We start from the raw sequence: 23,869 nt of genomic DNA, 5'->3' as shown, positions 1-23,869 counted from the left end.
GGTGCATTGACGTTTTTCGCGAGCAAGCTCGCTCCTACAGGGCTCGATCAGGCGTTTTGCGCCTGCAGAAAAATCGAGAACAGCTCCGACTGGGATTTGATCCCTAGCTTGCTGTACATGTGTTTCTTATGGACTTTCACGGTTTCAACAGAGATTTCCAGCTTACGAGCGATTTCCTTGCTGGAGCAACCACTGAGCATCAAACGGCCCACATCCAGCTCGCGCGCGGTGAGTTGCGCGCCCCAGCCATCGTTGTGGATAGGCTGCTCCGGAGCGCTCACCTGGTTGAGTTCATGGGGCAGGCGCTGGCGCAGCAAGCCCAGTACCCACGGTTGAATCAGCGACAGCAGGGCAATCTGCTGTGGGTCAAAGCGCTGTTTGGAGCCCAGGGACAGGCACAGGGTTCGCCCATCCGGTTGCTGGCAGTTGAACTGGATTTCATCGGCCACCACGTTCAACCGGAAGTAGCGCTGGTAATACTCGGTCAGCTCGAAATGCTCCGGGGCCACTTCGGCCAGGCGAAACAGCCCGGTGCGCGAGTGTTCGCGGCTGGCGATGTAGAAGGGATCGAGCAGGTATAAACCGTTGAGGTAATCCTGGAACAGATGGTCCGGTTCACCGTCCTGGCCGGGGCATTCGGCGAACACCAGGGGTTTGTGCTCGCTGCTGAACAGCAACACCACCCAACTGTCGAACGGCACATATTGGTCCAGCAACCGGACAAGCTGCGTCCAGAAATTCGGCTGGTCCAGGGCGTCTATCATCTGCCCCACCGAACGGTGCCAGGCGATGTCTTCCAGCGACAATGTCATGCATCTACCCCCATAGGGTTAACCCGGCTGCGTGATTTCCCGAGTGTTCGCGGCTGCGCATACTGCGCCACAGATAAAGAACAAGGAATAACCATGAAGGTCGAATTTGCCCAGCTGGCAGGCCGCGATAACGGCACAGCTTACAACCTTGAGCGCGCGTTGGCGGCAATTGCTGCGTGTGCGGCGGATACCCAATTGGTCGTATTCCCGGAAACCCACCTGATGGGCTTCCCGACCGCCGGCACCGTGGCCGAGGTGGCCGAGCCTGTGGACGGCCCGACCGTGCAGGCGATTATCCAGGCCGCCCGCGCGCGCAATATCGCCGTGGTGATCGGCATGGCCGAGAGCGACGCGGGCCAATTCTATAACACCACCTTGATGATCACCCCGGACGGCATCGCCCTGCGCTATCGCAAGACCCACCTGTGGGCCTCGGACCGCGGCGTCTTCACCCCGGGTGACCGCTACGCCACCTGCGTGTGGAACGGCGTGCGAGTTGGCCTGTTGATCTGCTACGACATCGAATTCCCGGAAACCGCCCGGGCCCTGGCGCAGTTGGGCGCTGAAGTGTTGATCGTCACCAACGGCAACATGGACCCGTACGGCCCCACCCACCGCACTGCGATCATGGCCCGCGCCCAGGAAAACCAGGCGTTCGCGCTGATGGTCAACCGAGTGGAAGAGGGCGACGACGGCCTGATGTTCGCCGGTGGCAGTGCGCTGGTCGATCCGTTCGGCAGCTTGCTGTTTGAAGCCGGGCGCGGGGAAGGGCAGTTCAGCGTTGAACTGGACCTGGGGCAACTGGCGGCGGCGCGACAGGACTATCGCTACCTGGATGACCAGCGCTTGAAATTGCCGGGGGAGGTGATTGAGCGCGAGGACGGGACGCGGGAATTGTTGATCCCCAAACCCTGACACGGGTCTCGTGGCAAGGATGCTGTTGTGGCGAGGGGGCTTGTCCCCCGTTGGAGTGCGAAGCGCTCCCGCTTTTTCTGGGGCCGCTTCGCAGCCCAACGGGGGACAAGCCCCCTCGTCACAGAAGCTGCATTTCACCAAAAAGCTGCTTCAACCATAAAAATTATTGCGTTCGCTGCACCGACTTCAGTTCTGCCATAAATCTAATAATTGCGCGGAGAATCGCTCATGGCTCGTTTGCAACGCACCCTGTCGTTAGGGTCGGTGGTGCTGTTTGGCATCGCCTATATGACACCGATCATTGTCCTGGGCACCTTCGGTATCCTGGCGCAATCCACCGCCGGCATGGTCCCGGCCGCTTACCTGGCCGCCCTGGTGGCGATGTTCTTCACCGCCATGAGCTACGGCCGCATGGCCTCGGCGTTCCCGGTGGCCGGGTCTGCCTACAGCTATGTGCGCAAGGCCATCAGCCCCAAGCTCGGGTTTATCGCCGGTTGGGCGGTGTTGCTCGACTACCTGTTCCTGCCCATGGCCATCTGGCTGATCGGCGCGGCCTACCTGCATTCGGCCTTCCCGGCCGTGCCGCAATGGGTCTGGGTACTGGCGTTTATCGGGGTCACCAGTGTGATCAACATCATCGGCCTGAAACTCGCCAACGGCATCAACGCCTTGCTGATGCTGGTGCAGTTCCTGGTGCTGGTCGCCTTCGTCGCGCTGTGCATCCACTACATCGGCGGTGATGCGAGCAAGCCGCTGTGGACCATCACCCCGTTCTTCAACGGCCAGATGCAAATGCCGTTGATCATGAGCGGTGCGGCGATCGCCTGCTATTCGTTCCTGGGCTTTGACGCGGTCAGCACCCTGACCGAAGAAACCCGCGACCCGCGCCGCACGATTCCCCGGGCGATCATGCTGATCACCCTGATCGGCGGGCTGATCTTCGTCGGTGTGTCGTACTTCGTGCAGATCGCCCACCCATCGTTCGAGTTCACCGACGTGGATTCTGCCGCCTACGAGATTGCCCGCAACATTGGCGGCGACCTGTTTGTGTCGATCTTCCTGATCGGCCTGATCGTCGGCCAGTTCGCCTCGGGGCTGTCAGCGCAGGCCAGTGGTTCGCGGTTGCTGTTTGCGATGGGGCGCGACGGGGTGTTGCCCAAGTCGTTCTTCGGTACCTTGCACGCGCGCTTCGGTACGCCGGTCAACAGCATCCTGCTGTGCGCGGTGGTTGCGTTACTGGCGTTGAGACTGGACGTCACCACCTCCACCTCGTTCATCAACTTCGGTGCGTTCCTGGCTTTCAGCCTGGTGAACCTGTCGGTGATCTTCCACTACTGGATCGGTGCCAAGCAGCGCGGTTTGCGGGAGTTGGTGCTGTTCCTGGTGTTCCCGACCATCGGCCTGGTGGCGGATTTGTGGTTGATGGTCAGCCTTGATCACCTGGCGATTTACCTGGGCCTGAGCTGGTTGGCGATTGGCCTGCTGTACCTGGGTTTCCTGACGCGGGGCTTCTCCCGGCAGCCCCCGGAAATGGACTTCCAGGAAGCCGCATAGAAGCTCGGGGTCTATTCTTATTGCAATCGGTTCTCGTTTGGGTGCATCATTTGTGTTACTGTATAACACTTGATGTTCACCCAGACGCCCCGGAGGCCTTATGAAACCTGGTATCCACCCCGACTACCGCACCGTGTTGTTCCATGACACCGCCGCCGACGTTTTCTTCCTGATCGGTTCCACCGTGGAAACCGACCGTACGCAACAACACAGCGACGGCAACACCTATCCCTACGTGCTCCTGGACGTGTCCAGTGCCTCGCACCCGGTGTACACCGGCCAACAGCGCAAGACCCAGTCCGAAGGCCGCATCGCCGGCTTCAACAAGCGATTTGCATCGTTTGGTTCGGCCGGTAAAACCGCCGAGGCGTGATGCACCGCGCGTTACCTCAGGGCCGCTTCATTCAATGAAGTGGCCCTTTTTTATGCCCATCTGACGAAGTGATATCTCAAGGCCATCACCGCAAAGAAAAACCGACTAAACTGCTGGGTAATGGCCAGGAGGCTGTTACCTTGACCGTAGGACACGCACATCGACGCTATACGAGGTGCCCCATGGGAGAGTCAGTGACCTTCGCAAATCCCGACCGCCCGGTGGTGCTGTTGATTGACGCACACCCGGACGTGCTGGACCGCCTGACGCAGTTGCTGCGCCTGGAACCCTTTGAATTATGCAGCGCCACCGACGCCGCTCACGCGCTGGCGATTCTGGCGCAGCAACCCGTCGACCTGGTGATGAGTGCCGCGCGCCTGCCGGACATGGACGGCGCCACCCTGCTTGCGCAGATCCACCATGATTACCCGCACACCGTGCGCATCCTGCTGACCGGTGAAACCGACCTGACGCTGATCATCAAGGCCATCAACGAAGGGCAGATCTACCGCTACCTGAGCAAACCCTGGAAAGACGAAGAACTGCTGCTGGCGTTGCGGCAATCCCTGGCCCATCAACACTCCGAGCGTGAGCGCCTGCGCCTGGAGCAATTGACCCGCCAGCAGAACGACGAACTCAAGCAACTCAACGCCAGCCTGGAAAAACGCGTGGCCTCACGCACCAGCGAGCTGCAGCAAACCGCTGACATGCTCGACCTGGCCTACGAAGAACTCAAACACAGCTACGCCACCGGCACCGAAGTGTTCTCGCTGCTGGCCAACCTGCGCTTGCCCCGAGCCAAGCAAACCAACCGGCAGATCATCGAGCTGGTGCGCACCTGGTGCCACGGCCGCGGCCTGGATGAGGCCAGCAATCGCGACCTGACCATGGCCGCCGCGCTCTACAACATCGGCAAGTTGAGTTGGAGCGACAACATGATGGTCTCTCCCAGCGACCTGCTGCACAGCACCTACCGTGAGCGGTACCGGGCGTATCCGGCCCAGAGCGAATCGTTGCTGATGACCCTGGAACCGATGAAAGACGCGGCACGCTTGATCCGCCATCACCAGGAACGCTGGGACGGCAGCGGCTTTCCCGACCACCTCAAGGGCGAAGCAATACCTGTGGGTTCGCGCCTGTTGAAACTGGCGGTGGACTTCATCGAATTGCAACGCGGCTTGATCCTTGAGCGGCAGATGAACAGCGACGAAGCGCTGCTCTACATCCGCAAATACGCCGGGCGCCTTTACGACCCGGACATGGTCGAGGACTTCATCCAGGCCTGCGCCGCGTTCCTCAGCGACGTGACCCTGGGCGACCCGTCGGTGAAGGTCCTGACCACCCGCGAACTGGCCGAAGGCATGGTGCTGGCGCGCAACCTCAACGCCGACAACGGCATGCTGCTGCTCAACGCCGGCAAGGTGTTGAACCTGCCGCTGGTGGACAAGCTGATTGCGTTCGAGGCCATGGAAGGGGCGAAGTACAGCGTGTTCATCAAGGAGCCGGATGAGGCACTGCTTTCGGGGTGAGACCGGTTCATGGGATCCTTGCGCCTTTGTATTCAAGGCGACCTTTTCATGACCTCCACCATTCGCATCGCCGCCGCCCTGCTGATCGGCAGCGACGGCCAGACCCTGCTGGTACGCAAGCGCGGCACCCAGGCCTTCATGCAGCCGGGCGGCAAGATCGATGCCGGCGAGCAACCCGCAGAGGCTTTGGCCCGTGAGCTGCACGAAGAACTGGGCCTGCGAGTTGATCCGGAGGCGGCTGTGTACCTTGGGCAGTTCTCGGCGCCGGCGGCGAATGAGCCGGGGTTCGTGGTGCAGGCCGAATTGTTCCAGGTGCACATCGACGTGCCTGTGACACCGGCTGCCGAGATTGAAGAGGTGTGCTGGATCGACCCGGCGGGCGACGGCGGTTTGCAGCTTGCGCCGCTGACCCGGGATTTGATTCTGCCGTTCTACCGCGCCTCTCTGATCCCTGCCTGATCTTGTGGCGAGGGAGCTTGCTCCCGCTGGGGCGCGAAGCGGCCCCAGGATTTTTGGGTCTGCTGCGCAGCCCAGCGGGAGCAAGCTCCCTCGCCACAGGTATCCGCTACAGGTCAGCGAACGGCGCTGACGCCGTCCAGGGTCGAAAACGAGGTGTCCTTGGCCGTCAGCAGAAAATCACGCATGTACGGCGCGTCCAGCATGTCGGCGCGAATCCCGGCGTACAGCGTGGCAAACAAACCTTTCTCCCCCAGCCGCTTGGCCTTCACATACCCCCGGGAGCTGTATTCATGCAGCGCCCAATGGGGCATGCCGCACACGCCGCGACCGCTGGCCACCAACTGCATCATCATCACCGTCAGTTCCGAGGTGCGCACCTGGGCCGGTTCTACATCCGCCGGTTCCAGGAAGCGGGTGAAGATGTCCAGGCGATCCCGCTCCACCGGGTAGGTGATCAGGGTTTCGCTGATCAGGTCTTCGGGCACGATGTACGGCTTGTTCGCCAGCGGGTGCTGGTTGGCCACGGCGAGCATGGCTTCGTAGGTGAACAGCGGTACATAGGTGATGCCCGGCAGCTCCAGCGGGTCCGAGGTCACCACCAGGTCCAGGTCGCCACGGGCCAAGGCCGGCAGCGGCGCGAAGGCGAAGCCGGAGGCCAGGTCCAGCTCGACTTCCGGCCAGGCATCGCGGAACTGGTCGATGGTCGGCATCAACCACTGGAAGCAACTGTGGCACTCGATGGCCATGTGCAAACGCCCGGCCGTGCCGCCGGCCAGGCGCGCGATGTCGCGTTCGGCACCGCGCAGCAAGGGCAGGGTGGCGTCCGCCAGTTGCAGCAGGCGCAGGCCGGCGCTGGTGAAGCGCAGCGGCTTGGTCTTGCGCACGAATAACTGCATGCCCATGCGCTCTTCCAGTTCCTTGAACTGGTGGGAGAGTGCTGATTGCGTCAGGTGCAGGCGCTCAGCGGCCTCCACCAGGCTGTCGGCTTCGCGCAAGGCGTGCAGGGTCTTGAGATGGCGGATTTCGAGCACGGGGTCTCCATGAATATAACTTGTGACAAATTCGGATCGGTTGAGTTTGTCTCATGTTGTTATGTGTGTCGACCGTCGTGCGCAAGTCCCGCCGCCTTTACACCCCGGCAAAGTGCCGGGTGGCCAGCGCTCGCCCGATATTGCCGCGCCAGATAGGGTCCACCGCGGCCCCGGCTTGCGCCTGGGCGACTTGCCATTGCAAACCCAGGTTGCGCTGCTCGGGAATCTTCAAGTGGGCCTTGATGAACTCGTCGAACTGCGCCCCGGCCTTGTCGTAATGAAAGTGCGCGTACCACAGGGTGGCGGGCGGCGTTTGTGTCAGGTCCTGAATCACGTATTCCTGAAGAAAATCCGCCCGTCCTTTCTTGCCTTCATTGAGGTTGCGGGCCGGTTCGCCCTTGCGAATCTCCACCACCCGTTGTTCGCGAAGGTAGTCCAGATAACCTTCGGTAGGGGTTTTGCTGGCGAGGGTCTGGCGGATTCGCAGGTTGCGGCCCTTGATGGTCAGCTCCGCGGCCTTGGCCCGCAGTTGGCGCACGAGGTCCTCGGTGGGGTCCAGGCGTTCCAGGCGATTGGCCCGCAGGTTCAACTCGGCCGCTTCACTAACAAGCAGGTGTTCGAGGTCCACCGGCAGCATTTTTTGCTCGGTGTAGGCGGTGGCGCGGCTTTCGTACAGCCCGACGTTGTCCAGGCGAGCCCTGGCTTCGCTCACCACGAACGGCTTGACGTTGGACTCCGGCGGCGCGGGTTCCGAGGCGGCATTGTCCTTGAGCCGGGACTTGCCGCCGGGGCCCTTCACCCAGGTCTCGACGCGCCCGCTGGCGCTCTCAACCTGGTAAGTGGTGGCTTGGGTTTGTGGGTCGATGCTCTCGGTGCCCACCAGGGAAATATTGTCCTCGGTGTCGAATACCCGCCGTACAGGTTGCCCGGCCGGTGGGCGGCTTGCCGGCGACTCCTTGATGGCCCGGCGGGCGAGTTCGATCATCTGGTCAATGTCGACGAAAAACGCACTGAGTTGCGCCTGGTCGAAATGCTGCGGGTAACCGAGGTTCCAGGTGCGGATGGTCAGCCGGAATTGTTCATAGGCCTGTATGCAGTCTTCCAGCACCTTGCGCCGCTGTGTGATGTTGGCGCTGGCGTTGGGCAGTTCAAAATGCGAAGCCCATGCCCGGTTGACTTTGGCGTAGCTGTCCCGGGCCTGGGCCCGCAAGTAGAACCAAGACAGCTCGGCAACTTCGGGGTAAGTCTCAAGGGTATCGAAGCGGTGTAAGAATTTCAGGTGCGTGCGGTAGCTGTCATTGAGCGTACGTCGGAATTGCTCCAGCATCGGGCTTAGCCGGGTACGGTGGGCGGCATCGGTAACCTGATCGAACCAGCGGTTGAACTGGGAAAAGTCGGCATCGATCCGGTCCAGGTCACGCAGAATCTCGCTGCTGATCCTTTTACGCTGCCGCAGGATCTCCAGCATGGCGGGAACGATTGCCAAGGTGTCGAAAACCTCGGGGGAGATAGCGGTCATGTTATGGGTTCCAAGCTCCAGGATCCGTGCCTCGATCTGCTTGAAGTGATAGCGCGCCCGGTTCAGGGTGGTCAGGGTCAGGCGCGCCGCATTGCGGCTCATGTCCTCTCTGATCGCGCGCTGGCGGTTGCCGCTGGTAAAGGGCACGAACTCCGTCAGTTCCTGATACTGGCGGCTGTACAGTTCGATGTCCTGCTCGAAGGATCTGCGGATCGCCGGGCCTGCGCTGTCGGTGCGGGCCATCAGTTCTTCGGTTCGGTTAATGGAGAGCGCAATCAGGTCTTCGCGGCTGTTGATACTGTTGGCCAGCGCCTGTTGGCGGCGCAGGGCGCGGTCGGTCCACCAGCGTGGCAAGTAATCACGGATCGACTGGGGCCAGATCGGATCAAGCACTTCGGCCATATGCCCGAGCACGCTGCCGCCACCCGCCAGGCCGCCCTTGAATGCGCTGCCGTAGACGCCGTAGTGAGTGTCCCATTCGCCGTTTTCATCCAGGGCAATCGGCTGCTTGTAGGTTTTGCTGCGGGTCGGGCTCAGGCGCCAGTCCAGGGGATCGCCGGCCAGCTCAACCTGATAGATGCGCCCGCGCCGCACGATGAAGTCGCCTTCGGTATGCCGGTACACATTGCGATAAAAACCGTGGGTCTGCGGTTGCAGCCCGGCCAGCGAGATCACTCCTTCATATTCATAACCGGCGAAACGCTGTGCCGCCCGCCGAGCCTGGGTGACCGAGGGCAGGTGCAGGCTGGCGGCGCTGCTGGCCAGATGGCGCAATTGACGCTGGCGCGTGGCGGCGCGGGCGTTGACCGGCAGGGCTAGGCTGCCCGGCAGAATGTCCATGGCGCAGTCGATCAGCGACAACAGCACCGCCTCGACCTCGGCCAGGCCATGGCCGACGTTCCCGCGCAGGAACGCAGCAGTGGCCAGGTTGGCACTGGACCAGGCGTCATACAACGCGACGACCGAACCGACGAAAGGCACCAGCCCCAGGGCGATTTTCAGGTAGTTGAAGATCAGCCCGGCGCGCAGCGCATTCTGCTCCAGCAACAAGGCCGCGTTGGAGCGCGAGGTCGCGCGGTGCGCTTCTATGACGCGGCCCATATGGGCGTTCAGCAAATGAGTGGCCAGCGATGTGGTGGCCGGCCACGGGGTTCCGACGGCAAAGACCGGATCAAAATTCCGTTGCTGGGCCTGAGCGATCCGGGCGAGGTGGGCGGCGGTGTCGCCCTTGATGGCCAGGCCGGCCAGGTAGGCGCTCATGCCGCTGACCAGGCTGAGGTCGTAGAGCGCCTTGCGGGCCAGTTCCAGGCTCGGGTAGCGCCGCAGGTCCTGGTTGTCCGGGCTGTTTGGCAGGTACAGCAGGGTTGTGCCGGAGATTTGTTCCTGGATGAAGGTGACCCCTGACAGGGTGGTCGGACCGAAGTCGGTATCTTCACCGCCCGCACTCAGGGTGGCCGGCAGCAGCACGATTTTCTTGTCTTCCACCTGCCAGGCATCCGCGTTGTCGGCGTCGATGGCTATGCTCAGCAGCCGCAGATCGTTGTCGTCGAATCGCCCCAGGGCCCGCGCGCGTTTGCCTTGCAGCATGAGCATCAGGCGCAGCGGCTCGGCCAGGCATTCGCGACGGTGCTGCGTGGTGAAAGGCGCCGCCGCGGGATCACCGAGGAAGGTGCGGGTGATCAAGCTTTCGTAGGCCCCGGCGAGGTCCAGCTCCTTGACCAGGGTCTTCAGGTATTCCAGGGACAGGCCGGTGGTCAGCCGGGTGGTTTCAGGGGCATTGGGGCCGGAGACATCGAGCTTCATGTAGGTCAGGCGCTGGGCCAGCGTCGGGTCGATGTTTTGCTGGGCCAGTTGCAACAATGACAAGGTGCTGCGGCGGGTACTGGGCACCGTCACATACTTGAACGGTGTACCCGGGCCCGCGTATTCGGACAGGTATTCGCGCTCCTGGCTGACCGTATCGGGCAGGTCCAGTTGCACCGACCAGGTGTGTTCAAGCTGGAAGTCTTCGCGCAGGCGTTGGTCCAGGCGGCGCTGGCCGAAATCGTCGAAAGGTTCCAGCTCGCGTTCGAGCAATTGCTGCGAGCGATGCAGGGCGCTGATCTGCGCTTGAATCAGGTGCTTGAGTGCCAGGCGTTCATCTGCCGGCAACTGGCTCAACTCCCCAGGCAGTGCCCCGGCCAGGGTGCTGCTGCGTTGTTGCTCGAGCAGTTGTCCATACGCCAGTTCCCGCGCCGGGCACACCGGGGTTTGCAGGGTAAACAGGGTTTGTTCTTTGAGTTTGTCCAGGCCTTCGGTTCGCTCCTGGCCGAACGGAGGCACCGGGAAGAGGGAGATCAGCGCATACGCCTGTTGTTCGCTGGCGTACAGCTGCTGTTGCAACGAGTATTCAATCGGGTCGCCGGTCAGCAGCGACAATTGCAGGGTGACGTCCTGCGCTTCGCTCGACAGCTTGAACAGCGAGTGTTCCAGGGCTTGGCGGGATTCGAAACGCTGCAGGCCCCCTGCATTGCCGGGCCAGTACAGCAACAGGCTGTGGGGCGCCGAAGAGGTCAGCGCGCTGGTCTGGGTGATGAGCAACAGGCCTGTCAGTTCCTCGGAACCTTCCCTTGGGTCACGGCTGGAGAGGATCAGGCGGGTCACCGCGACAGCCGGGCGGCGTTCCGGGGCCGCGGGGTGTTCCGTGACGGCCAGGAGCAGGCCGTGTTCTTCATCGCTGATCTGCTGGAGCGCATGCTGGATGGCGCCCTCGGCGCGCAGGGCGGCGAGCCGCGCCTGGTAGAGCGCGTCATAGTCCGGATTGGGTTTTTGCCGCAGCTCAAGTTGATCGAGGGCAGCTTTTTTGGCCAGCAGGCCGCTGGCGGCATCATTGCCGGCCTGCTCTGCGTCTTTCAGCGCTTGCATCAAACCCTTCAACTGCACCAGCCGGGCGGTTTGCTCAGGGCCATCGCCCAGGAAGCGTTCCAGTGCGCTGCGTTGCAGCCTGATCGCGGCCCAGCGCTGGCCCAGGGCAATGTCGGCGCTGAGGTGGCCGAAGGGCAAGGCAGGAGGCAGGTCGTCAGCGTCCGGGCCGGGCGTAGCTGCCGGTTGATGCGGTGCGATAAGCATCGGGATTTCCCGGCGCTGGCTGTCCAGGCGGTCGGCATCATCCAGGGCATGGCTGGCGTAACGGGCCAGGTCACTGCCATTGCGATGACGGTTGCGCAGGCTTTCCAACTGAGCCGCGTGCAGGTGCGACAGCAGGTCCAGAATGCCGTGCTCCAGGGGTTCGGTGCGCGAGCTGTATTCGACGGTGACAGCGTCAGCCGCGACGTCCGGCGGGATCAGTTGCTGATGCGCTGCGACCAGCCACTGCTCCATGTCGCGGCGTTGGCTGAAGACCATCACGCCGGGTTGCCGGCAGGGCAGGTACAGGGTTTGTGTCAACAGCGGCTCCTGGCCCACGGAGATGACCCAGGCGCCAGCCAATTTGACCTTGCTCTGGTCGGGCAGCAGCAACGCCAGCTGGCAGGTCTCGACGGGGCGTACGCCATTGGGGGTGGTGACCGGGTTGAGCACTGTCTGCAACGAGATCAGTTGTTGGGCACCCAGCCTTCCCTGGGCATAGGCCGATTGCCCGCAGGCCTCGAAATGCTGGCAGTACAGTTGTGCCGCCCGCTCGCGACGGGACAACGGCGTACCCGGCGCCCGGGTACTCCAATAGTTTTCCCAGCGGGCGCTGAGCAGTTTCCCCAGGCCCAGTGCCTGGAGCCGCTTGAGCAATTGCACGGGCGTGAGGGCTGACAGGCGGTGGGACGCCAGGCCGACCACGGTGCTGCGGGCATCCAGGGTGGGGGAGATGTCTGGAAACTGGCAGATAAAGCCCCAGGCATCCGCCAGGCTGACGAAGTGCTCGTCGTGATCTTCGGTCTTGAGAAAACCCAGGCCGACCGGTGCGGCGCCCAGTTGCCAATGCTCTGTGAGCAGTTGTTCGATGGAGTCGCGCACGCCGGGTGCCTGGGCAATCAGTTGATGCAGTTCCTGTTGGCTTTCGCGCCAGCGCGCTGAGGCTTGCAGGGACAGGCTCTGGTCCTGGAGGCGGGCCTGGCCTGGAAGCGACGGTGAGGCGAAGTCGCTCAGGGTGGCAGACGGGGGAAGTAGGGTGAGGTCACTCATGATGGTGTGTTCATGCTCTGGTGAGACCGGGCTTGCCGGTGAATGCACCATTAAAGAGGCGGGGCCAGGGCGTGAGGTGATAGATAGATACGCGGATGACCGTTGGGCGCCCTTCATCAAACTGTCACTGAACTGTGGCAGCGCGCTTGTACAAAGTTCATCAGACTCGCGCTCTACTGGGGTTCTGCGTTTCGGTGTTTTTCATGCGCGTGTTGTTTTTCATGGCCGCTCTGTTATTCGGCCTGCCGTCCTTTGCGGCTTCTCGATGTGATGTGAATGTCCCGACTGAACGGGTTGATCTGGAACAGGTGAGCCTGGCCTACCAGAGCATTGGTCGTGCCTCCGACCCGGCCTTGCTGCTGGTGATGGGCCTGGGCGGGCAGTTGATCCACTGGCCGGACGAAGTGGTGGTGGCCCTGTGTGAGCAGGGCTTTCGGGTGATTCGTTATGACAACCGTGATGTGGGGCTGTCCACCTGGCGCCAGGCACCGGCCAGCGCCAACCTGACCTTTGAAGTGCTGCGCTACAAGCTCGGTCTGCCGGTGGCGGCGCCCTACACCCTGACCGACATGGCGGACGACGCACTGGGCTTGATGGACGGCTTGCACATCCAGCAATTCCACGTGCTGGGCGCGAGCATGGGCGGCATGATCGCCCAGCACCTGGCGGCCATGGCGCCGCAACGGGTGGAAAGCCTGACGCTGATCATGACCAGTTCCGGCGCCGAAGGCCTGCCGGCACCGAGTGCGGCGCTGGTGCAACTGTTGTCGCGCCGCAGCGCGCCCAATCGTGAAGTGGCCCTGGAACAACAGGCCGACCTGCTGGCGGCGCTGGGCAGTCCTTATGTGAAGGATGATCGCAAGGTGCTGTTGCAGCAGGCGGCGCAGTCGTACGACCGGGCGTTCAACCCTGACGGTGTGAAGCGCCAGATCATGGCGATCCTTGCCGAACCGAGCCGGGTGCCGTTGCTCAATCAACTGCGGGTGCCGACGCTGGTGGTGCATGGCACGGCCGATCCGTTGTTGCCGGTGATGCATGGTGTGCACCTGGCGGCGCATATCCAGGGCAGCCAGTTGCGGCTGATTCCGGGGCTGGCCCATCGTTTCCAGGAGGCGTTCAAGGCGCCGTTGCTGGCGGCGGTCTTGCCCTACTTGCAAGCGCATCGGCAGGATGCGGCGCATTGGGCGCAGATCGACCCGGTGGTGCCTGCGAAGGTTTTGTAAGGGCTTGACGGGGTGTATCGTGGGACCTTTCCGGCGTTTAATGCCAGCGAGGTTGCCTAGTCATGAGTACTCCCCTGAAAATCGATTTCGTCAGCGACGTGTCGTGTCCCTGGTGCATCATTGGCCTGCGTGGCTTGACCGAGGCCCTGGACCAACTGGGTCCGGAGGTGCAGGCCGAGATTCATTTCCAGCCGTTTGAGCTGAACCCCAACATGGCTGCCGAAGGGCAGAACATTACCGAGCACATCACTGAAAAGTACGGTTCCACGGCTGAGCAGTCCCAGGCTAACCGGGCGCGGATTCGTGATATGGGGGCGGAGTTGGGTTTTGCGTTTCGTACGGACGGGCAGAGTCGTATCTACAACACGTTTGATGCCCATCGTCTGTTGCATTGGGCGGGGCTTGAGGGGTTGCAGTACAACCTCAAGGAAGCATTGTTCAAGGCGTATTTCACTGACCAGCAGGATCCGTCTGATCACGGGACGTTGGCGGGGATTGCCGAGGGTGTTGGGCTGGATCGTGTGCGGGCAGAGGAAATTCTGGCTTCGGACGAATATGCCGCCGAGGTGCGGGAGCAGGAGCAGTTGTGGGTATCTCGCGGGGTGACTTCTGTGCCTACCATCGTGTTCAACGATCAGTACGCGGTGAGTGGTGGGCAGCCGGCTGAGGCGTTTGTCGGGGCGATTCGGCAGATTATCAGTGAGGCCAAGGGCTGAATGGGGCTGTCAGATAAAAATCAAAAGCAGCCGACCTGAGTGTTAGAAGCAAAAGCAGAGCCGCTTTATGTGGGAGCGGGCTTGCTCGCGAAGAACCAGAGGGCGCCGCGTTGAATCAGGATGCCCGAGTCATCGTTAACGACCTTCGCGAGCAAGCCCGCTCCCACATTTGGAGCGTGCCCGCCTTTGATTTTGCTGTTGCTTCAATCAAACTTATAGCTGATGGCCGTCTGCACCTGCCCCTGATTCACATCCCCGGTCTCCTTGACGATGCTGCTATTGGCCGCTGACCCCACCAGGTGTATCCAACTGGCACTGGTCAACAGCGACCACTTCGCATCCAAAGGAAACTCAAAACTTTGCGTCAACGTCAGGTTCTGAAACCCGGCACTGGCGTTATACGGCCGAAACCCCGAGGCCGCAGCCTCATTGGCATCCACCCCGAAAAACGTCTGCGCCTGGCGGGCATCGGCAAAGTGCGCCATCAGGTCGGTGCTGCCGATAATGCCGCTCCCCAACGGATAACCCAACTCGCCGCCGAGCTTGCCCACCACGCCGCTTTGATCACGCGCCCCGCCCACGGCCTGACCCACCTGTGCATACACCCGCCAGAAATCAGCCGGAGCGTATTGGATGAAACCGCCGATTTCGGCCATGTCCGAAACATCACGCAAGCCCCGCAGCGACCCATTGGCCGTCCGCCCCGGCAAGTAGTTGATGTAAGGCCCGGCAGTAAAGCCATGGGTATTCAGGGCACTCCAGGTCAGCCCATCGTCGGTACCCAGGCTGACACTCCCCCAATCCAGGTCGAAATACGGGATCGGCCGCGTTTCGTAGCGGCTGCCCGTGGGATCGTGGGGCTGATAGCTGACGCCTGCGCCGGCTTCACCGGTAATTCCGTCCGCCAGCGCAGCGCCGCAAACGCCCCACAGCCCCAGCAAACCGGTGAATACAGCAAAAGTAACCCTGAACATGGAGCCATTTCCTTTTGTGAACATGCGCGCATGAACGCGCAAACGCCCTGCCTTAGGCAAGCACTCATCTAGGTTGTAGCAAGCTACAAAAATTGTAGCAAGTTCCGACACAACCACACGCCGATACCCGCCAAACCCTTTGAAAACAGGGGTTGGTGGCACTTGGCACACTCCATGCTCTATCCCCTGCAAGCGCAACAGCGCGTTCCTACTTCATAGGTAAATGCAGATGATCCACTGGCATATCGTGTGTGACTTCGACGGGACCATCACCCCTACCGACGTCATCGACAACGTCCTCCAACGCTTCGCCGGCCCCGAGTGGGAAACCATCGAGCAGGAATGGCTGGATGGGCACATCGGTTCGCGCGAATGCCTGAGCCGTCAACTGGCGCTGATCAAGGCGACCCCGGCCGAGTTGCTGGCGTATTTCGACAGCGTCGAGATCGACCCGGACTTCCCGGACTTCGTCGACCATGTCATGGGCCTGGGCGCTTCCATTGAAGTGGTCAGCGATGGCATCGAACAAGGCATCGCGCGGATTCTGTCGCGCAACTACGTGACCTTGCTGCCGATCCTCGCCAACCGCCTGCGCCAGGTCGACCAGAACAGCTGGCGCATCGACTTCCCGTATGCCAGCGACGCCTGCCGTGCCGCCTCCGGCAACTGCAAGTGCAAGTCCACGCCGCGCAACAAGCGCGTGCTGGTGATCGGCGACGGCAAGTCCGACATGTGCGTGGCCTCCACCGCCGACTTCGTCTTCGCCAAGGCCAGCCTGGCCGACTACTGCGAAACCAACAACATCCCTTACGCGCGGTTCGACACCTTCGCCGAACTGCCGGCATTGCTGGCCAAGCTGCCTCAGGGCATCGCCGCCAACGCCACCTCCTTCAGCACCTCTTCCGACAATCAGGAACTCTTCCACCATGTCTGATATCCGCATCGCTACCGCAGAAGACCAGGTTCTTCTGGATAAAGAAGCCAAGTACTGCTCCTACGGCGACACCGTTCACTACATCGACCCGCCGCGCATTTTCAGCCGCTGCGAAGGCTCCTACGTGTGGGACACCGAAGACCAGGCTTACCTCGACCTGCAAATGTGGTACTCGGCCGTTAACTTCGGTTACGCCAACCCACGCCTGAACAACGCGCTGAAGCAGCAGATCGACACCCTCCCGCAAATCGCCAGCCAGTACCTGCACAAAGGCAAGATCGAGCTGTCGGAAATGATCGCAGTCGACGCCAAGAAAAAATTCGGCCTCGACGGTCGTGTGCACTTCAACGTGGGCGGTTCGCAGTCCATCGAAGACTCCCTGAAGGTGGTGCGTAACGCCACCAACGGCAAGAGCCTGATGTTCGCCTTCGAAGGCGGCTACCACGGCCGTACCCTTGGCGCTTCGTCGATCACTTCGAGCTACCGCTACCGTCGTCGCTATGGCCACTTCGGCGAGCGCGCCAACTTCATCCCGTTCCCGTACCACTTCCGCGGCCCTAAAGGCATGACCAAGGAAGAATACGGCAGCCACTGCGTGCAGCAGTTCGCCCGTCTGTTCGAAACCGAATACAACGGTGTGTGGGACCCGAAAGTCGGCCAGAGCGAATACGCCGCCTTCTACGTCGAGCCGATCCAGGGCACCGGCGGCTACGTGATCCCGCCGATGAACTTCTACAGCGAGCTCAAGCAGGTCCTCGACCAGCACGGCATCCTGATGGTTGTCGACGAAATCCAGATGGGCTTCTGGCGTACCGGCAAGCTGTGGTCGATCGAACACTTCGACGTCAAGCCGGACGTGATCGTCTTCGGCAAGGCATTGACCAACGGCCTGAACCCGCTGGGCGGCATCTGGGCCAAGGAAGAGTTGATCAACCCTAAGATCTTCCCGCCAGGCTCCACTCACTCCACCTTCGCGTCCAACCCGTTGGGCACCGCGGTAGGCCTGGAAATGTTCAAGATGACCAGCGAAGTCGATTACGGCGCAATGGTCATGGCCAAGGGCAAATACTTCCTGGCCGGCCTGCAAGAGCTGCAAAAGCGCTTCCCGATCATCGGCGACGTCGATGGCCTGGGCCTGGCCCTGCGCTGCGAAATCTGCGGCCCGGACGGCTTCACTCCGGACAAGGCGACCCTGGACTACATGGTCGAGGAAGGCATGAAGGGCGACATGGTGGTTGACGGTCAGAAACTCGGCCTGATCCTCGACGTGGGCGGCTACTACAAGAACGTGATCACCCTGGCACCGTCGCTGGAAATCAGCTACCCGGAAATCGACCTGGGCCTGAAGCTGCTCGAGCAACTGCTTGTGCGAGCGACCAAACGGTGAGCAGCCACGAGATCGACCTCGGTGAAGGTGATGCCGGCTTCGTTCTCGGTAGCGGTCCGATTGGGATCTTGTTGATCCACGGCCTGACGGGCACCCCGACGGAACTCCGTCGGGTGGCCCAGGGGTTGGCCAAGGTCGGTAACTGCACGGTGTACGTGCCGACCCTGGCCGGCCACTGCGGGGACAACAGCGACCTGCAAGCCACCGGCTGGCAGGACTGGTACGAAGGCGTGCGCAAGACCTTCGTCGCGGTGAAACAGCGTCACGAGCAGGTATTCGTCGGCGGCTTGTCGATGGGCGCGGTGATGTCGATGTACGTGGCGTCGCAGTTCCCCGGCCAGGTTGCCGGCTTGCTGATGTACTCCACGACGTTGAAGTACGACGGCTGGAGCATCAACAAGATGGCGTTCATCACGCCCTTGCTGATCCGTATTCCCTTCGGTGTGCGCCTGTTCCGCTTTACTGAAAAGCCGCCCTACGGCATCAAGAACGAGCGCCTGCGGGCGATCGTCGAGCGGCAGATGAAGGAAGGGGAGAGCAGCGAGGCGGGTCTCTTGACCATGGAGGGCGTCACGGTGCGCGAGTTGCACTGGATGAATGCCGTGGTGAAGAAGCTCATGCCATCGATCAAGACCCCGGCCCTGGTGCTGCATTCCATCGAGGATGACATCACCAGCCGTTGGAACGCCGATTACGTGGAACGCCATCTCGGCGGCCCCGTGACCAAGATCCTGCTGGACAACTGCTACCACATGATCACCGTCGACCTGCAATACCGTCGGGTGATCGAGTTGAGTGCCGAGTTTGTCGGGCAGCACGCACACGCCACAGAGGCACCTGAAGATTATCGACAGCTGGCTTGAACCCTAAGGATTTGACGTGATCACCGCCCAAGCCTTTTCGACCATTCGGGCCATCGAACGCAGTGCCTGGAACGACTGTTTTCCCGATGCCCTGGAGGATTGGGACTATTACGTGGCCGTGGAAAACGCCGCTATTGATGACTTTCAGTGGCGCTACCTCGCGGTGTTTGACGATGCAAGGCTGGTGGCGGTCGCACCGGCGTTCATCACGCGGTATCGCCTGGACACCACCGTGTCAGGCGTAGGCAAGCGCTTTACCGAGCGCCTGGAGCGACTGTGGCCGGGTGTTTTGAAGTTGGGCCTGTATGCCATCGGCTCGCCGGTGGCGGAGCAGTGCAATGCGGGCATCGCCAGTCACGTTGCCGAATCAGGGCGCGAGGCTCTGCTTGCGCAATTGCTCGCTGCCGCGCGCCAGGATGCCGATACGTTCGGCGTCGGGCTGGTGGCGGTCAAGGATGCACCGACCAGGGACGAAGGCTGGTCAAACAGCTGCCTTGGCGCGGGTTTCCAGAGCATGCCCAGCCTGCCAACGGCCTTGTTGCCGATCCCTTTTGGTTCAGTGGACGCCTACCTCGGTTCCCTGGACAAAGCCACCCGCAAGGACCTGCGCCGCAAACTGCGTGCGCCGGGCCCGCGTGTCGAGTGGCGACGCAACATCGACGACGTACTGCCGCGCATCATGGCGCTGTACGAGGCCACCCTGGAACGCTCCGACCTGCAGTTCGAGCGACTGCCGGCAGGCTATTTCACCGGTATCCTTGAACAGCTGCAGGAACGTGCGGTCTGTGTGCTTTATTGGGTGGACGAGCAACTGGTGGCGTTCAACCTGATCCTGCTTAACCGGGATCGCCTGATTGACAAGTTTTTCGGCGAAGACAGTGACTACAGTCGCGAATACAGCCTGGCGGTGCGCAGTTGGTTAACCAACATCGACTACTGTATTCGCAACGATATTGCGTTATATGAATGTGGTCAGGCCGGCTATGCCAGCAAGTTGCTGCTGGGCTGCGAGTTCCAGGGCAACAGCATGTTTTTCCGCCACCGTAACTGGCTGGTCAACCGTGCGCTGTTCGTTGCAAAAGTGTTTCTCCGACCGGATCGATCCGACCCTGCCATGGCTGCTGCGATAAGCGAAACCTGATGATCAACAAGACCCGCCAAAAAGCCCGCCCCTTTGCCATTTCGCGTTGGAGCGTCCAGCGCAAGCTGGTGTTGGCGTTCTGGCTGGTGACGGTAATTCCGACGATGATCGCGGCGGAGCTGGCCGCCACGACGTTGTCGCAGATCTTCGACAGCAACGTGCGCATCTGGCTGCAGGAGTCGACCAAGATCGTCAAGGACGAGATCGGCGACATCCTCCACGACAACGCCCGGGTTGCCCAACTGTTCCTGCGCTATACCAAACCGCCGTCGTCGCGCCAGGCCGAGAAACACGACAAGCTGACCGCCGATATTGCCGCCGCCACCGACATCGACGTGGTGGCGCTGATCCGCAGCAGTGACCACAAAATCGTGTTTACCACCGCCGCCGATGACATCGTCAAGCAAATCAACCTGGCCAGTAATGCGGTGTTGCAGACGGTCCAGGTGGGTGGCGTGACCACCGGGGTTGTGGTGTCCACCTTCGAGACCAGCGAGGACGGCGTCGATTATCAACTGCTGGTGGCCACTTATCTGGACAGCAGTTTCCTGACCAGCGTGGCCGATGTGCATTCCCTCGACCTGCGCTTGTACCTGGCCAACCCCACCGGGTTTTCGGAGATTTTCTCCACCCAGCGCTTCGTCGATCACCCCACGCGGATTCCTTCGAGTATCGAATCCGCGCTGCGCAGCACCAAGCAACCCAGCGAACAATTCACCAACAACTACAGCGGTTTGTACTGGCCGATCTTCAACGATGCCGGCGAGCTGCAAGGGGTGATCTTCAGTGGCTTGCTGCGCCATACCAGCCTGGTGGGCCTGGTGAACCAGAGCAATCTGTTCGTGTTGATCTTCCTGCTCAGCTCGGCGTTGTCCCTTGGTGCGGGCATGCTGGTGTCCCAGCGCCTGACCCGGCCATTGCGGGATCTGTCCGAAGGCGTCAGCGCGGTGATCTCGGGTAACTATCAGCACCGTGTGGCGGTCAGCGGCGGCGACGAGTTGGCGCAACTGAGCAGCACCTTCAACCACATGACCGAGCGCCTCGGTGAGTTGCATCACCTGGAAGCGCAACTGCGCCGCCGCGACCGCCTGCATGCACTGGGCGAAGTGGCCATGGGCCTGGCCCACGAAATTCGCAACCCGCTGGGCATTATCAAGACGGCCACCCAGTTGCTGCATCGCCGCGCCGATTTGCCGGAAACCGACAAGCGTCACCTCGAATATGTGATCAGCGAAGTCAGCCGGATCAATGACCTGATCACCGAATTCCTCGACTTCGCCAAACCCAGTGCGCCGCTGCGCACCGTGCAGGCGGCACGCCCGGTGGTGGAGGAGATCCTCGGCTTCTGCGGGCCTGAGCTTGCGACCCATAACATCGACGCGCAAATTGATGATGCGGCTCCCGGCGCGACGATTTATGCCGATGCCAAGCAGCTCAAGCAGGCGTGCCTGAACCTGATTCTCAACGCCATCGACGCCATGCCCGGAGGCGGGCGCCTGACCCTGGGCATCCACAGCGTGGGCGGCAACACGGTGATCAGCATCGGCGATACCGGCGAGGGCATTGCGCCGGACATGATCGAGCGGATCTTCACACCATTCGTCACCACCAAGGCCTCGGGCACGGGCTTGGGTCTGGCCAAAGTGTTCTCGATCATGGAAAGTCATGACGGCAGCATCGAATGTGTCAGCGAGACAGATGCCGGCGCCACCTTCAGCCTGTACATTCCGGCCCAGGGTGCAGACGACGGCGATGATGAGGATGGTGATGACGCATAACGTATTGGTAGTTGACGACGAACCCAAGCTCTGTGACTTGCTTTCGTCGGCCTTGAGCCAGAGCGGGATCCAGGTGTTTACCGCCGGCAACGGCCTGCACGCGCTCAAGGTGCTGGAGCAGGAAGACATCGACCTGGTGATCAGCGACTGGCGCATGCCCGGCATGGACGGGCCGGCGCTGCTGGCGGAAATCAAGGTGCGCTACCCGCAGTTGCCGGTGATCGTGATGACCGCCTACAGCACCGTGAAAAACGCGGTGCAGTCGATGCGCAACGGCGCCTACGACTATATCGCCAAGCCCTTCGATATCGACGAGCTGGACATCACGGTGGCGAAGGCCCTGCAGTTTCGCGACATCATGCGCGACAACGCGCGCATGCGTGCCGAGTTGGATGAACATGCGCAGTTCGACAGCCTGGTGGGCGACAGCCCGGCGTTCCGCCGCGTGCTGCACGCCGTGGACTCGGTGCGCGACAGCAACGCTACGGTGCTGCTGACGGGCGAAAGCGGCACCGGCAAGGAGATGGTCGCCCGCGCCATTCACAAGCACGGCAACCGCGCCGACAAGCCGTTTGTGGCGGTCAACTGCGCGGCAATCCCCGAAGGTTTGCTGGAAAGCGAGATGTTCGGCCACCGCAAGGGCGCCTTCACTGGCGCCGTGGCGGATCGGGTCGGGCGCTTCATGCAGGCCGACAAGGGCACGTTGTTTCTCGATGAAGTGGGTGACATGCCGTTGGCGTTGCAGGCGAAAATCCTGCGGGCCTTGCAGGAGCGGGTGATCGAGCCGGTGGGTGACCCGCGCGAGCGCAAGGTGGATGTGCGAGTGATCGCTGCCACCAACAAGAATTTGCTGGATGCGGTGGCGAACAAAGAGTTTCGTGAAGACCTTTACTACCGCTTGAACGTATTTCCGATTCCGCTGCCGGCCTTGCGTGAGCGGGTGGAAGATATCGCGCCGCTGGCCCGGCACTTTGCCCAGACCTTGAGTGCCACGGCGGGCAAACGCATCACCGGTTTCAGCCCCGAGGCGTTGCAGGCCATGGCGGCGTATTCCTGGCCGGGCAATATTCGTGAGCTGCAGAACTGTGTGGAGCGGGCGACCATTGTCGCGGCGACGCCGGTGATCGAGGATATTGATTTGCCGGCGTATCTGTTTGCTTCGACGCCGGCTGAGGATGGGGTGGGCGCGATACTCAGCAACGGGCCGGGTGTGCCGCAGGATCTGGATGCGGCGCTGGCTGAGGTGGAGAAGGCTTACATCATGGCTGCGTTGCAGGAGAGCAACGGGGTGCAGGCTGCGGCGGCGCAGAAGATCGGGATTTCCGAGCGCAGTTTTTGGTATCGGTTGAAGAAGCTGGGGATTCAGGTGGACAAGATTGTTCGCTAGGGGGCGCTGAGCGGTTGCTTGGGGGCATATCCGTTATTTAGGTAACGGCGACTTATGGTTCCGCTCTTACAGCGGCTCACTTTTGGCAAACGCCCGGAATGCCGGCCCAGCCAAAAGTAAAAGGTCTTTGCCCCGCCACTCGGTGCCTCGCTTAGGCTCGGCATGCCCGCACTCCGGCCATCGTGGTTGACGGGGTGCCTAAGATCAAAAGCAAAAGCACAGCGGCCTCCCGGCCGGCTTGAGTGTTAAAAGCAAAAGCAAAAACCAGAGCGAAAACAGATCTGCTTTTCTGTGGGAGCGGGCTTGCTCGCGAAAAACCTGAGAGCGCCGCGTTCATTCAGAATGCCCGCGTCATCGTTAACGACCTTCGCGAGCAAGCCCGCTCCCACATTTGGACCGTGCCCGCTTTAGCTTTTGATTTGGCTTTTCAACACTCAAGCCGGGCGGTAGGCCGCTGTGCTGTTGATCTGCTTTTGATCTTGATCTTAGGCGCCCCGTTAAACCACGCTGGCCGAACGCAGGCTTTGGAGCGTGGGTAACCCGGCAGGACGCCGGGTTAGCCGTCCTGGGCCAAGGATGGCCCATGACGGCGGCCCACGGTCCAAAGCCGGAGTGAGGGCACACCGAGCCTAAGCGAGGTGCCGAGTGGTGGGGCAAGAGCGTTTTGCTTACTTTTGCGCTGTTCAAAAGTGAGCCGCTGTAAGAGCGGAACCAATAGCGGCCGTTACCTAAATAACGGATATACACACCCACCCGGCTCCGCATCTTTGATAGGTGTATGTCAGGCGTGTACCCGGACCCACACGCTGACCAAAATCGTAGCCGCCATCAACCACGCTACCGCCGCCACCGCCAGCGAAGCCTCCAGACGCATCCGGTCAACCATCACATACAACGTCGCCAGGTACACAAAGTACGGAATGATCGACCACATCCCGAACACGATGGTGGTCTTCAAATCCTCCACCGACCGACCCTTGCCGACAATGTAATGCGCAATCAACGCGAACGTCGGAAACAGCGGCACCAACCCTGCAATGTAGTAGTTCTTGGTCTTGGCCAGCGCCGCCAGAATCAACACCACCCCCGCACCCAATGCCGCCTTCAACAATAAATCCA

The 23,869-nt window shown here is 61.5% G+C and carries 18 protein-coding genes; 13 read left to right on the top strand and 5 right to left on the bottom strand.

Going from position 1 to position 23,869, the window contains the following annotated elements:
- Positions 1 to 47: 47 nt before the first annotated feature.
- Positions 48 to 812 carry a LuxR C-terminal-related transcriptional regulator gene (locus V6607_RS27065; RefSeq protein WP_003216446.1) on the bottom strand — a complete coding sequence of 255 codons (765 nt, stop codon included), beginning with the start codon at positions 810 to 812 and terminating at the stop codon, positions 48 to 50.
- A 93-nt stretch (positions 813 to 905) separates the two neighbouring features.
- Between V6607_RS27065 and V6607_RS27060 the strand changes: the two genes are divergently transcribed.
- The 5 genes from V6607_RS27060 to V6607_RS27040 all read left to right on the top strand — a co-directional run bounded on the left by V6607_RS27060 (position 906) and on the right by V6607_RS27040 (position 5,642).
- Positions 906 to 1,727 carry a carbon-nitrogen hydrolase family protein gene (locus V6607_RS27060; RefSeq protein ID WP_003216449.1) on the top strand — a complete coding sequence of 274 codons (822 nt, stop codon included), beginning with the start codon at positions 906 to 908 and terminating at the stop codon, positions 1,725 to 1,727.
- Positions 1,728 to 1,955: 228 nt separating this feature from the next.
- Complete coding sequence (locus V6607_RS27055; RefSeq protein WP_134327273.1) at positions 1,956 to 3,281, top strand: APC family permease; 1,326 nt, start codon at positions 1,956 to 1,958, stop codon at positions 3,279 to 3,281.
- A 100-nt stretch (positions 3,282 to 3,381) separates the two neighbouring features.
- Entirely contained in the window at positions 3,382 to 3,654 is a 273-nt protein-coding gene (locus V6607_RS27050) for a type B 50S ribosomal protein L31 (protein WP_003216453.1), read from the top strand.
- 182 nt (positions 3,655 to 3,836) lie between these two features.
- Complete coding sequence (locus V6607_RS27045) at positions 3,837 to 5,183, top strand: HD domain-containing phosphohydrolase (RefSeq protein WP_023659212.1); 1,347 nt, start codon at positions 3,837 to 3,839, stop codon at positions 5,181 to 5,183.
- 48 nt (positions 5,184 to 5,231) lie between these two features.
- A complete protein-coding gene (locus V6607_RS27040) occupies positions 5,232 to 5,642 on the top strand; it encodes an NUDIX domain-containing protein (protein WP_008435540.1) in 411 nt (136 codons plus the stop codon).
- Between the two features lie 113 nt (positions 5,643 to 5,755).
- Here V6607_RS27040 and metR read toward each other — a convergent pair whose 3' ends face one another.
- Positions 5,756 to 6,673, bottom strand: coding sequence for a transcriptional regulator MetR (metR, locus tag V6607_RS27035; protein ID WP_003216460.1), 918 nt, complete (start codon positions 6,671 to 6,673; stop codon positions 5,756 to 5,758).
- Positions 6,674 to 6,770: 97 nt separating this feature from the next.
- The gene (locus V6607_RS27030) at positions 6,771 to 12,347 is read right to left on the bottom strand and encodes a DUF6543 domain-containing protein (protein WP_134327272.1); all 5,577 of its coding nucleotides are present in this window, start codon (positions 12,345 to 12,347) and stop codon (positions 6,771 to 6,773) included.
- A 203-nt stretch (positions 12,348 to 12,550) separates the two neighbouring features.
- Here V6607_RS27030 and V6607_RS27025 point away from each other — a divergent pair, with 203 nt between their 5' ends.
- Both V6607_RS27025 and V6607_RS27020 read left to right on the top strand, forming a co-directional pair.
- A complete protein-coding gene (locus tag V6607_RS27025) occupies positions 12,551 to 13,570 on the top strand; it encodes an alpha/beta hydrolase (protein ID WP_032899419.1) in 1,020 nt (339 codons plus the stop codon).
- 62 nt (positions 13,571 to 13,632) lie between these two features.
- Positions 13,633 to 14,286, top strand: a complete 654-nt coding sequence (locus V6607_RS27020; protein ID WP_003216466.1) for a DsbA family oxidoreductase — start codon at positions 13,633 to 13,635, stop codon at positions 14,284 to 14,286.
- 203 nt (positions 14,287 to 14,489) lie between these two features.
- Here V6607_RS27020 and V6607_RS27015 read toward each other — a convergent pair whose 3' ends face one another.
- Positions 14,490 to 15,260, bottom strand: a complete 771-nt coding sequence (locus V6607_RS27015; protein WP_338741871.1) for a MipA/OmpV family protein — start codon at positions 15,258 to 15,260, stop codon at positions 14,490 to 14,492.
- A gap of 229 nt (positions 15,261 to 15,489) precedes the next feature.
- Here V6607_RS27015 and V6607_RS27010 point away from each other — a divergent pair, with 229 nt between their 5' ends.
- The 6 genes from V6607_RS27010 to V6607_RS26985 are packed head-to-tail and all read left to right on the top strand — an operon-like array spanning position 15,490 to position 22,750.
- A complete protein-coding gene (locus tag V6607_RS27010; protein WP_008435530.1) occupies positions 15,490 to 16,194 on the top strand; it encodes an MtnX-like HAD-IB family phosphatase in 705 nt (234 codons plus the stop codon).
- Entirely contained in the window at positions 16,187 to 17,581 is a 1,395-nt protein-coding gene (locus V6607_RS27005) for an aminotransferase class III-fold pyridoxal phosphate-dependent enzyme (protein WP_003216473.1), read from the top strand. The genes V6607_RS27010 and V6607_RS27005 overlap by 8 nt, the downstream gene beginning before the upstream one ends.
- Positions 17,578 to 18,444 carry an alpha/beta fold hydrolase gene (locus V6607_RS27000; RefSeq protein WP_003216475.1) on the top strand — a complete coding sequence of 289 codons (867 nt, stop codon included), beginning with the start codon at positions 17,578 to 17,580 and terminating at the stop codon, positions 18,442 to 18,444. Before V6607_RS27005 ends, V6607_RS27000 begins: the two co-directional genes overlap by 4 nt.
- Positions 18,445 to 18,460: 16 nt before the next feature.
- Positions 18,461 to 19,585, top strand: a complete 1,125-nt coding sequence (locus V6607_RS26995; RefSeq protein ID WP_003216477.1) for a GNAT family N-acetyltransferase — start codon at positions 18,461 to 18,463, stop codon at positions 19,583 to 19,585.
- Positions 19,585 to 21,363: a HAMP domain-containing sensor histidine kinase gene (locus V6607_RS26990; RefSeq protein ID WP_003216479.1), complete on the top strand. Its 1,779-nt coding sequence runs from the start codon at positions 19,585 to 19,587 to the stop codon at positions 21,361 to 21,363. The genes V6607_RS26995 and V6607_RS26990 overlap by 1 nt, the downstream gene beginning before the upstream one ends.
- Positions 21,353 to 22,750 (top strand): sigma-54 dependent transcriptional regulator, encoded by a 1,398-nt coding sequence (locus V6607_RS26985; protein ID WP_003216481.1) that lies wholly within the window; start codon positions 21,353 to 21,355, stop codon positions 22,748 to 22,750. Before V6607_RS26990 ends, V6607_RS26985 begins: the two co-directional genes overlap by 11 nt.
- A gap of 781 nt (positions 22,751 to 23,531) precedes the next feature.
- Here V6607_RS26985 and V6607_RS26980 read toward each other — a convergent pair.
- Positions 23,532 to 23,861, bottom strand: coding sequence for a GlpM family protein (locus V6607_RS26980; protein ID WP_172834602.1), 330 nt, complete (start codon positions 23,859 to 23,861; stop codon positions 23,532 to 23,534).
- Between the last annotated feature and the right edge of the window lie 8 nt (positions 23,862 to 23,869).

Source organism: Pseudomonas sp. KK18 (assembly GCF_037094675.1).
In the GTDB taxonomy this organism is placed as follows: Bacteria; Pseudomonadota; Gammaproteobacteria; order Pseudomonadales; family Pseudomonadaceae; genus Aquipseudomonas.
Note: the sequence above shows the minus strand (reverse complement) of the source record. Positions and strands in the feature narration are given on the sequence as shown.

Bases quoted from the DNA above. Each gene is read 5' to 3' on its own strand.
- V6607_RS27015 (WP_338741871.1), bottom strand. From the start codon at position 15,260: ATGTTCAGGGTTACTTTTGCTGTATTCACCGGTTTGCTGGGGCTGTGG.
- V6607_RS27065 (WP_003216446.1), bottom strand. From the start codon at position 812: ATGACATTGTCGCTGGAAGACATCGCCTGGCACCGTTCGGTGGGGCAG.
- V6607_RS27010 (WP_008435530.1), top strand. From the start codon at position 15,490: ATGATCCACTGGCATATCGTGTGTGACTTCGACGGGACCATCACCCCT.
- V6607_RS27060 (WP_003216449.1), top strand. From the start codon at position 906: ATGAAGGTCGAATTTGCCCAGCTGGCAGGCCGCGATAACGGCACAGCT.
- V6607_RS27005 (WP_003216473.1), top strand. From the start codon at position 16,187: ATGTCTGATATCCGCATCGCTACCGCAGAAGACCAGGTTCTTCTGGAT.
- V6607_RS26985 (WP_003216481.1), top strand. From the start codon at position 21,353: ATGACGCATAACGTATTGGTAGTTGACGACGAACCCAAGCTCTGTGAC.
- V6607_RS26990 (WP_003216479.1), top strand. From the start codon at position 19,585: ATGATCAACAAGACCCGCCAAAAAGCCCGCCCCTTTGCCATTTCGCGT.
- V6607_RS27050 (WP_003216453.1), top strand. From the start codon at position 3,382: ATGAAACCTGGTATCCACCCCGACTACCGCACCGTGTTGTTCCATGAC.
- V6607_RS27025 (WP_032899419.1), top strand. From the start codon at position 12,551: ATGCGCGTGTTGTTTTTCATGGCCGCTCTGTTATTCGGCCTGCCGTCC.
- V6607_RS27040 (WP_008435540.1), top strand. From the start codon at position 5,232: ATGACCTCCACCATTCGCATCGCCGCCGCCCTGCTGATCGGCAGCGAC.
- V6607_RS27020 (WP_003216466.1), top strand. From the start codon at position 13,633: ATGAGTACTCCCCTGAAAATCGATTTCGTCAGCGACGTGTCGTGTCCC.
- V6607_RS27055 (WP_134327273.1), top strand. From the start codon at position 1,956: ATGGCTCGTTTGCAACGCACCCTGTCGTTAGGGTCGGTGGTGCTGTTT.
- V6607_RS27045 (WP_023659212.1), top strand. From the start codon at position 3,837: ATGGGAGAGTCAGTGACCTTCGCAAATCCCGACCGCCCGGTGGTGCTG.
- V6607_RS27030 (WP_134327272.1), bottom strand. From the start codon at position 12,347: ATGAGTGACCTCACCCTACTTCCCCCGTCTGCCACCCTGAGCGACTTC.